Genomic DNA, 9333 nt, shown 5'->3' with positions numbered 1-9333 from the left:
TTCTTCGACTGATCGACCATCTTGTTCTTTTTGATCCATGGCAGGCCGGACGGGGTTTCGCAAAGCACCGCTTTGCGCCGTCCGGCCCAGCAAGCGCATGCAGGCGCTTGCTGCATGATGCCTGACCTCAAAACAACAAAGCCCTGATTAGTTCTTCGACTGATCGACCATCTTGTTCTTTTTGATCCATGGCAGGCCGGACGGGGTTTCGCAAAGCACCGCTTTGCGCCGTCCGGCCCAGCAAGCGCATGCAGGCGCTTGCTGCATGATGCCTGACCTCAAAACAACAAAGCCCTGATTAGTTCTTCGATTGATCAACCATCTTGTTCTTTTTGATCCATGGCAGGCTGGACGGGGTTTCGCAAAGCACCGCTTTGCGCCGTCCGGCCCAGCAAGCGCATGCAGGCGCTTGCTGCATGATGCCTGACCTCAAAACTACAAAGCCCTGATTAGTTCTTCGACTGATCGACCATCTTGTTCTTTTTGATCCATGGCATCATGCCGCGCAGTTGTTCGCCAACCTGCTCGATCTGATGTTCAGCTGTGATGCGGCGGCGGGAAATCAAAGTCGGTGCGCCGGCCTTGTTTTCCAGGATGAAGCTCTTCGCGTACTCGCCGGTCTGGATGTCCTTCAGGCACTGACGCATCGCGTCCTTGGTAGCTTCTGTAACGATGCGCGGGCCGGTGACATATTCGCCGTATTCAGCGTTGTTGGAGATCGAGTAGTTCATGTTGGCGATGCCGCCTTCATAGATCAGGTCAACGATCAGCTTCAGTTCGTGCAAGCATTCGAAGTAAGCCATTTCCGGCGCATAGCCGGCTTCGACCAGGGTTTCAAAACCGGCTTTGATCAGCTCAACCGCGCCGCCGCACAAAACAGCTTGCTCGCCGAACAAGTCGGTTTCAGTTTCTTCGCGGAAGTTGGTTTCGATGATGCCGGCACGGCCGCCGCCGTTAGCGGTTGCGTACGACAGGGCGATATCGCGGGCGCTGCCGGATTTGTCTTGATAAACGGCGATCAGGTGCGGCACGCCGCCGCCTTGGGTGTAGGTCGCACGGACAGTGTGGCCTGGCGCCTTTGGCGCGATCATGATGACGTCGAGGTCGGCACGCGGCACGACTTGGCCGTAGTGCACGTTGAAGCCGTGGGCAAACGCCAGTGTCGCGCCTTGCTTGGCGAACGGTGCGACGTTTTCTGCGTAGACCTGGGCAATATTTTCGTCCGGCAGCAAGATCATGATGACGTCGGCTGCTTTCACCGCATCGTTGACTTCAGCCACGTTCAGGCCGGCGTTCTTTGCCTTGTCCCACGATGCGCCGCCTTTGCGCAGGCCGACGGTGACCTTGACGCCGGAATCGTTCAGGTTTTGCGCGTGGGCATGGCCTTGGGAACCGTAACCGATGATGGCAACATTCTTGCCTTTGATCAGGGAGAGGTCGCTGTCTTTGTCGTAGAAAACTTTCATTTTTAATCCTATATATGTAATTTGATGTTTGATGTGAATGGCGCTGAACGTCTCAGCGCGCTGTCTTATTTGTTGTCTGCTTAAACTTTGAGAATGCGCTCGCCGCGACCGATGCCGGAGCCGCCGGTACGGACGGTTTCCAGGATCGCTGCACGGTCGATCGAATCGATGAACGCATCCAGCTTGCCCTTGTTGCCTGTCAGTTCCAGGGTATAGGACTTGTCGGTGACGTCGATGATGCGGCCGCGGAAAATATCCGCGGTGCGCTTCATCTCTTCGCGTTCCTTGCCGACTGCGCGCACCTTGATCAGCATCAGCTCGCGTTCGATATGCGCGCCTTCGGTCAGGTCGACCACTTTGACGACTTCAATCAGACGGTTCAGGTGCTTGGTGATCTGTTCGATCACGTCATCCGAACCGCTTGTCACGATGGTCATGCGTGACAAGGTCGCATCTTCGGTCGGTGCGACCGTCAATGTCTCGATGTTGTAGCCGCGGGCCGAAAACAGACCAACCACGCGCGACAGCGCGCCGGCTTCATTTTCCAGCAGTACAGAAACGATATGGCGCATGATTACAGATCCTCCGAACCGAGCAGCATTTCAGTCAAGCCCTTGCCCGCCTTGACCATCGGCCAGACGTTTTCGGTTTGATCCGTGATGAAATTCATGAATACCAGCCTGTCTTTCATGCCGAATGCTTCCTTCAGTGCGCCGTCGACGTCGGCCGGATTCTCGATCTTCATGCCGACGTGGCCGAACGATTCGGCCAGCTTGGTGAAGTCCGGCAGCGAATCCATGTAGGACTCGGAATAGCGCGAACCGTAGTCGATCTGCTGCCATTGCCGGACCATGCCGAGGAAACGGTTGTTGAGCAGGATGATCTTCGGCGTCAAATGATATTGCTTGCAGGTGGCCAGTTCCTGGATGCACATCTGGATCGACGCTTCGCCGGTGATGCAGGCCACGGTCGAACCCGGATTGGCCATCTGCACGCCCATTGCGTACGGCAGGCCGACGCCCATGGTACCGAGACCGCCGGAATTGATCCAGCGGCGCGGCTTGTCGAAGCCGTAGTACTGCGCCGCCCACATCTGGTGCTGGCCGACGTCGGAAGTGATGAACGCGTCGCCGTCGGTGATCTGCCAGACCTTCTGCACCACGGACTGCGGCTTGATCACTTCTTTCGAATCGGTAAACTTGAGGCAATCGCGGCCGCGCCACTCTTCGATCTGCTTCCACCAGCTGGACAGGGCCGACGGATTTTGCCGGGTCTCCGAAGCGTCCAGCTGCGCAAGCAGTTCCTGCAGCACATCCTTGACGTTGCCGACGATAGGGATATCCACCTTGACGCGCTTGGAAATCGACGACGGGTCGATATCGATATGGATGATCTTGCGCGAGACCGAAGAGAAATTCTTCGGATTGCCGATCACGCGGTCGTCGAAACGGGCGCCGATGGCGATCAGCACGTCGCTGTTCTGCATCGCCATATTGGCTTCGTAGGTACCGTGCATGCCCGGCATGCCGACGAACTTGTCGCTCGACGACTTGTAGCCGCCCAGGCCCATCAGAGTCGTGGTGCAGGGGTAGCCGAGGCGGTCGACCAGCTTGTTCAGCTCCGGCGAAGCGTTCGCCAGGATCACGCCGCCGCCGGCGTAGATCATCGGCCGTTCCGCCGTCAGCAGCAGCTGCACCGCCTTGCGGATCTGGCCCGAATGGCCCTTGTCCACCGGCTTGTAGGAACGCATCTCGATTTCCTTCGGATACTCGAAGACGTGCCGGTGCATGGTGATGTCTTTTGGGATATCCACCAGCACGGGGCCGGGACGGCCGGTGCTGGCGATAAAGAATGCCTTCTTGATGGTGGCTGCCAAGTCCTTGACATCCTTGACCAGGAAGTTGTGCTTGACGCACGGACGCGTAATGCCGACTGTGTCGCATTCCTGGAACGCATCTTCGCCGATCGCATAAGACGGCACCTGACCAGAAATCACCACCATCGGGATCGAGTCCATATAGGCCGTGGCCAGGCCGGTCACCGCATTGGTGACGCCGGGACCGGACGTGACGATAGCCACGCCAACCTTGTTCGAACTGCGGGAATAAGCGTCGGCTGCGTGAATCGCAGCTTGCTCATGACGTACCAGGATATGCTGGAATTTTTCTTGCTGGAAAATGGCGTCGTAGATATACAGCACAGCGCCACCGGGATAACCGAACACGTGTTCGACTCCCTCTTCCGCCAGGCAGCGCACGAGAATTTCCGCGCCGGTGACAGGCAAGTTTGTGTCTTTGCTCATTTACTAGATCCTTTCAAGGTCCATTGGAAATTGATCGGATGCTCTTTCCTGACGAAATGGCGGAGCGTATCAGTGTTACGGCGTCCCTTTTTTGTGCGATCACGTCATTCCGTTGCGTAGCCGTAGATACGATTCAAAATGGCGCTAAACGCTACTCGTTCGGCCGAAATTCCTGCTTACGTTGTCGCCTGATTCTCGCGCTTGTGGCACGGGTTAGAGCAAACAGCTTACAAATATGCAGCATGCCTGTCCGTTGAACAACATCTTGGGTCGTCAACGAAAGGCCATGGTCACACCCCAGGATGCTGAGGCGGATAGCTACCATAATGCGTAGTTTCATTTCGGTCAAGCCAAATTACATGAAATCCGTTTTAAATCATGTCTTTTGCTGTAGTTTTGCCCACAACACCCTGCTTTTTTGCTAGCATTCGGCCAGTCTTGAAATTTATTGTAAGCCATTGTTTATCAAAGCGATGGCGCAAACAATTCCAGGCACAGGCCAAGGGCGGCTGGCGCAAACGAGTCAACTCCGGGGTCCGCTCCAGGCGTGACCGTTTTCCGGCAGCATGACAACACAAAGAAACAGCATCTTGAACCAAAGCAGTAGCCCGTTAATTAGCCCGTCAATGATCGAATCCGCCGCACAGCATGGCCACAGATAAAGAACTTTCCGACTTCCTCGAAAATGTCGAGCGCCGGGCTTTCAAGCAGGCAGTATACGCCGTCCGCAAAGACGAATCGGCGCTGGACATCGTCCAGGACGCCATGATCAAGCTGGCCGAAAAATACGGCGACAAGCCAGCCGCCGAGCTGCCGATGCTGTTCCAGCGCATCCTCCAGAACACCATACATGACTATTTCCGCAGAGAAAAAGTCCGCAGCACCTGGGTCAGCCTGTTTTCCAGCATGGGGCATAACAATGCCAATGATGAAGACTACGATGTGCTGGAAACCTTCGAATCGCCGGAAGATTCGCAGGCTACCGAGTCCAGCGCCAACAAGCTGGAACGTGAGCAAATCCTCAACATCATCGACCAGGAAGTACAGAAGCTGCCGGCGCGTCAACGGGAAGCCTTCCTGATGCGTTATTGGGAGGACATGGATGTTGCCGAGACCGCGGCCGCAATGGGATGCTCGGAAGGCAGCGTAAAAACGCACTGCTCTCGCGCAACGCACACTCTGGCGCTATCGCTCAAGGCCAAAGGAATCAGCTTATGAACCACAAACAAATCAACTTCGCTTTCAAGGTGCGGCATGCACTGAATGAGAACCTGGACAACCTGCCGGCGCCGGCGGTCGATCGCCTGGCCGCTGCGCGCCAGGCGGCGCTTGCGCGCAAGAAGAAAGACGCTCCGACCCGTGTCCTGGCGCGCCAGGGCGTACTGGCCGGCCATGCGGGTAATTTTTTCAATGATCCGCTGTCCTGGCTGACGCGTATCGGCGTCGCTGCGCCTATCCTAGCTGGCGTGGTGCTGTTGACAGGTTTGTATCAATTCGAGCAGCAGCACCGGATTGCCGCCGCCGCCGATATCGACGCTGCCGTGTTGTCGGATGAACTGCCGCCATCGGCCTATCTGGACCGTGGCTTCAGCGCCTATCTGGCGCAGCAGCAGGAGCCGCAGCAAGACAGCACGCAGCAAGAGCAATGACTTTGACCACTTCTCCCCATCCGAGTGAGCGCAAGGCCACGGCCGCCAAGCTGAGCGGCCGCGCCAAGCGCCTGGTCGGCGCTGCTTTTGCGTTGCTGATCACCGGCGGCGCCGTACTGGCGGTTGTCGGACCGGTGGCGCCGACCCATGCCGCCCCGCTCGCTGCCGGCGCCAACGAGGCGCACGTCAACGTCCCCAAGATGACCAAGGTGATCGGCAATGCCGTGCCCAACTGGGTCGAGCTGACTGCGGTGCAGCAGCACATCCTGGCGCCGCTGGAGCCGGACTGGGATAAGCTGAAGCCGTCCACCCGCAAGAAATGGCTGGAAATCAGCGGCCGTTACGTCAACATGACGCCGGCCGAACAGGAAAGGCTGCAAGCCCGCATGCGTGGCTGGGTCACCCTGACGCCCGAGCAACGCCGCATCGCGCGTGAAAACTATGCGCGCGCCAACAAGCTGGATACCGAACAGAGAGCCTTGCGCTGGCAGCAATACCAGCAGCTCTCCGAAGAAAAAAAGAAAGAGCTGGCCGAACAAGCCACGCCGCTGCATAAGCGCGTGACCACCATGCCGCCGGCCAATTTGAACAAGAACAAGCCGTCCGCCCCGGTCAAACTGGCGCCGCCGGCAGCTACGGATCAAACCGCGGTGATTCCGCCGACGCCAGCAACGACAACGCCGGCGGCAACCGCTGCGCCGGCGCCGGCCGTTGCGCCTGCCGCCAAATAAGCATTTTGAACGCGCCCGCTCCGCCCGCCGTCCCAGCGCCCGCCAGCGCGCAGCAGACCCCGTCATTGAAGCGCCGTTTCGGCAGCATCATGTATGAGGCCATGCTGCTGTTCGGCATCTTGTTTATTTCAGGCTGGATTTTTTCCACCCTGCTGCAGCAGCGTAACGCCCTCTATCTGCGGCATGCCCAGCAAGCCTGGCTGTTCCTGGTGCTGACTGTGTATTTCGTCTGGTGCTGGAGCCATGGCGGCCAAACCCTGGCCATGAAAACCTGGCGCATCCGGCTGGTCAAGCGCGATGGCAGCGCGGTCAAGGCCGGGCGCGCGGCGCTGCGTTTCCTGCTGAGCTGGTGCTGGTTTCTGCCAGGGCTGGCGCTGGCCTGGGCGCTAGGCGCGCACACCTGGATGCTGGTCTGGGTGCCGGCCGCCAATTTCATCCTCTGGGCCATGACGATTTACCTGGATCCCGAACGCCAGTTCTTGCACGACCGCATTGCCGGCACCAGGCTGGTGAACATGGCGGAAATCGCCGTCCCCTCCGGCAAGCACAAGTGGTATCACTAACCACAAAGTCAAAGTAGCCGTCCGCCTGGGCGGCTTTTTTATTCCTGCTGCTGCAGGGCCAGCAGTTCCTGCTCGGAAAACCCGGCCGCCCTCCTCGCCTCCAGATTGAACGGCCCGCGCAAGATCGGCGCCTTGTATTGGACCGCCAGGGCAGCGAAGGCGGCCAGCGGCTCCAGCTGGCGGCGCTGGCAAAGCCAGCCGTACCAGCGGTTGCCGATAGCCACATGGCCGATCTCGTCGCGCAGGATGATGTCGATGATCGCCGCCGCCTCTTCATCGCCGGCCTGCGCCAGCTTGGCGCGAGTGCGCGGCGAGGCATCCAGCCCGCGCGCTTCCATCATGCGCGGCACCAGCGCCATCCTGGCGACGATGTCGTCGCTGGTCTTTTCCGTCAGCTCCCACAGGCTGTTGTGCGCGGAGAAATCGCCGTAGGAATAGCCCAGGGTCTGCAAATGCCTTGCCAGCAGGCTGAAATGATAAGCTTCTTCCCGAGCCACCTTCAGCCAGTCGGCATAATAGCCGGGCGGCATGCCGGCAAAGCGCCAGATGGCGTCGAGCGCCAGGTTGATGGCGTTGAATTCGATATGCGCCAGCGCATGGATCATGGCGGCGCGCCCTTCCACTGTCGCCATGGAGCGATGCTTTACCTCGCGCGGCGGCACCAGCGCCGGCAGCGACGGCCGCCCCGGAATGGCCGCAGCGGCGCTCAGCGCTGCGTCCGCAGCCAGTATCATGCCGCCGTTGTCCCAGGCGACTGCCATCGCTTCAACCGCGGCAACCTTGGCCGCAACGTCTGCTTCGCACAGGCATTGCAGGGCAAGCATACGCAGCTCCGGCTTGGCGTGAGCGGCGATGGCGAGGCAAGAATCGGGCGGCTGGTTCATGTTGACAGCGGTAAAATGACGGTACGGTTGAAAAATCGGACTACGGACATATCTATCGAGATTAACTAACGGCAACCAGCATTTTACGGAGCGCATTTTACACATATTATGGCCATCTACCAATTGGGCGAGCATGCCCCCGACATCGCCCCATCGGCCTATATCGCGCCGTCCGCCAACCTGATCGGCAAGGTGAAGATTGAAGCCGACGCCAGCGTCTGGTTCGGCGCCACCATACGCGGCGACAATGAATTGATCACGGTCGGCCAAGGCAGCAATGTGCAGGAAAGCAGCACGCTGCATACCGACATGGGCTTCCCTTTGACGATAGGCAGGAATGTTACCATTGGCCATCAGGCAATGTTGCATGGCTGCACGATCGGCGACGGCGCCCTGATCGGCATCCAGGCAGTGATCCTGAACGGCGCCAAGATCGGCAAGAACTGCCTGGTGGGCGCCGGCGCGCTGGTCACCGAAGGCAAGGAATTCCCCGACAATTCGCTGATCATCGGTTCCCCGGCCAAAGTGGTGCGCACCCTCAGCGAACAGGATGTTGCAGCGCTGGCCGGCAACGCCAGCCACTATATCGCGCGCGGCAAGGAGTACAAGGCCGAGCTCAAGCAAATCGGATAATCCGCAAGCAATCAAGCAGTCAATCAACAGAAAAACACTGGATAAAGATATGGACGTAACAACAATGCTGGAAACAAGCGACACTGCCGGCGACTCGCTGCAGAAATTCATGGTGGAGAATGCCGCGGTGCGCGGCGAGCTGGTAGAGCTGTCCGCGACCTGGCAGCAGGTGCTGACCCATCATCATTATCCGCAGCCGGTGACGACGCTGCTAGGCGAGATGATGGCAGCTGCGGCTTTGATGTCTGCCAACCTGAAATTCAATGGCGTCATCGTCATGCAGATCCACGGCGACGGCCCGGTCCGCCTGCTGGTGGCCGAGTGCGATTCGCAGCTGCACATGCGCGCCACCGCCAAGCTGGCGCCGGATGCGGTGATCGACGACGATGCCAGCATGTCGCAGCTGGTCAACCTGAACGGCCAGGGACGTTTCGTCATTACGCTTGACCCGCAGGACAAGATGCCTGGCCAGAAGCCTTACCAGGGTATCGTGCCGCTGGATGGCGAAAGCATCGCCACCGTCATCGAAAACTACATGCTGCGTTCTGAACAGCTCGACACCAAGCTCTGGCTGGCCGCGGACAGCAAGGTGGCGCGCGGCCTGCTGCTGCAAAAACTGCCGAATCACGGCGGCATCGATGCGCCGGTCAACGACGACCTGGAAACATGGAACCGCTTCATGGCGCTGGGCGGCACCCTGCAGCCGAAAGAAATGCTGACGACCGATATCCAGACCCTGATGCGGCGCCTGTTCTGGGAAGAAAACATCCGCGTGTTCGAGCCGCAGCTGCCTAGTTTCCAATGCAACTGTTCGCGCGAGAAAGTCGGCAACATGCTGAAGATGCTGGGCAAGCCGGAAATCGAGGAAGCGCTGGCGGACCTGGGCAAGCTGGCGGTGGATTGCGATTTCTGCGGCCAGCATTATGAATTCGACAAAGTGGACTGCGCTCACCTGTTCGCTACGGAAGCGCCGGTCGAAGCGCTGCTCCCTACCGGAACCAGCAAGCACTAAAACAAAACGGCGCTGCATTATTCAACATAATGCAGCGCCGTGGCTTCATGCAGCGGGAGCTCTTGCCGATCTGCCCGCAAAATTCCATATATC

General features: G+C 58.8%; 10 protein-coding genes. 6 read left to right on the top strand and 4 right to left on the bottom strand.

Annotation, left to right across the window (positions count from 1 at the left end; all coding sequences use genetic code 11):
• Nucleotides 1–449: 449 nt before the first annotated feature.
• The 3 genes from ilvC to KHU30_RS23940 form a co-directional block, all read right to left on the bottom strand.
• Nucleotides 450–1466 (bottom strand): ketol-acid reductoisomerase, encoded by a 1017-nt coding sequence (gene ilvC, locus KHU30_RS23950; protein WP_038491226.1) that lies wholly within the window; start codon nucleotides 1464–1466, stop codon nucleotides 450–452.
• 80 nt (nucleotides 1467–1546) lie between these two features.
• Entirely contained in the window at nucleotides 1547–2038 is a 492-nt protein-coding gene (ilvN, locus tag KHU30_RS23945) for an acetolactate synthase small subunit (RefSeq protein ID WP_014005248.1), read from the bottom strand.
• A gap of 2 nt (nucleotides 2039–2040) precedes the next feature.
• Nucleotides 2041–3768, bottom strand: coding sequence for an acetolactate synthase 3 catalytic subunit (locus KHU30_RS23940; protein WP_211445107.1), 1728 nt, complete (start codon nucleotides 3766–3768; stop codon nucleotides 2041–2043).
• A 648-nt stretch (nucleotides 3769–4416) separates the two neighbouring features.
• Between KHU30_RS23940 and KHU30_RS23935 the strand changes: the two genes are divergently transcribed.
• The 4 genes from KHU30_RS23935 to KHU30_RS23920 all read left to right on the top strand — a co-directional run bounded on the left by KHU30_RS23935 (nucleotide 4417) and on the right by KHU30_RS23920 (nucleotide 6711).
• Entirely contained in the window at nucleotides 4417–4986 is a 570-nt protein-coding gene (locus tag KHU30_RS23935) for an RNA polymerase sigma factor (protein ID WP_211445106.1), read from the top strand.
• Nucleotides 4983–5417 (top strand): DUF3619 family protein, encoded by a 435-nt coding sequence (locus KHU30_RS23930; protein ID WP_211445105.1) that lies wholly within the window; start codon nucleotides 4983–4985, stop codon nucleotides 5415–5417. Before KHU30_RS23935 ends, KHU30_RS23930 begins: the two co-directional genes overlap by 4 nt.
• The gene (locus tag KHU30_RS23925; RefSeq protein WP_230411061.1) at nucleotides 5414–6148 is read left to right on the top strand and encodes a DUF3106 domain-containing protein; all 735 of its coding nucleotides are present in this window, start codon (nucleotides 5414–5416) and stop codon (nucleotides 6146–6148) included. Before KHU30_RS23930 ends, KHU30_RS23925 begins: the two co-directional genes overlap by 4 nt.
• A gap of 65 nt (nucleotides 6149–6213) precedes the next feature.
• Complete coding sequence (locus tag KHU30_RS23920; RefSeq protein WP_211445104.1) at nucleotides 6214–6711, top strand: RDD family protein; 498 nt, start codon at nucleotides 6214–6216, stop codon at nucleotides 6709–6711.
• Between the two features lie 38 nt (nucleotides 6712–6749).
• On the opposite strand, the gene KHU30_RS23915 is transcribed toward KHU30_RS23920, so the two are convergent.
• Nucleotides 6750–7595 (bottom strand): ferritin-like domain-containing protein, encoded by an 846-nt coding sequence (locus KHU30_RS23915; RefSeq protein ID WP_230427557.1) that lies wholly within the window; start codon nucleotides 7593–7595, stop codon nucleotides 6750–6752.
• 108 nt (nucleotides 7596–7703) lie between these two features.
• Here KHU30_RS23915 and KHU30_RS23910 point away from each other — a divergent pair, with 108 nt between their 5' ends.
• A complete protein-coding gene (locus KHU30_RS23910) occupies nucleotides 7704–8228 on the top strand; it encodes a gamma carbonic anhydrase family protein (protein ID WP_211445102.1) in 525 nt (174 codons plus the stop codon).
• 49 nt (nucleotides 8229–8277) lie between these two features.
• On the top strand, nucleotides 8278–9240 hold the full coding sequence (hslO, locus tag KHU30_RS23905; RefSeq protein WP_211445101.1) for an Hsp33 family molecular chaperone HslO: 963 nt from the start codon (nucleotides 8278–8280) through the stop codon (nucleotides 9238–9240).
• Nucleotides 9241–9333: the final 93 nt, after the last annotated feature.

It is taken from the genome of Collimonas humicola (genome assembly GCF_018304945.1).
Taxonomy (GTDB): domain Bacteria; phylum Pseudomonadota; class Gammaproteobacteria; order Burkholderiales; family Burkholderiaceae_D; genus Collimonas; species Collimonas humicola.
Note: the sequence above shows the minus strand (reverse complement) of the source record. Positions and strands in the feature narration are given on the sequence as shown.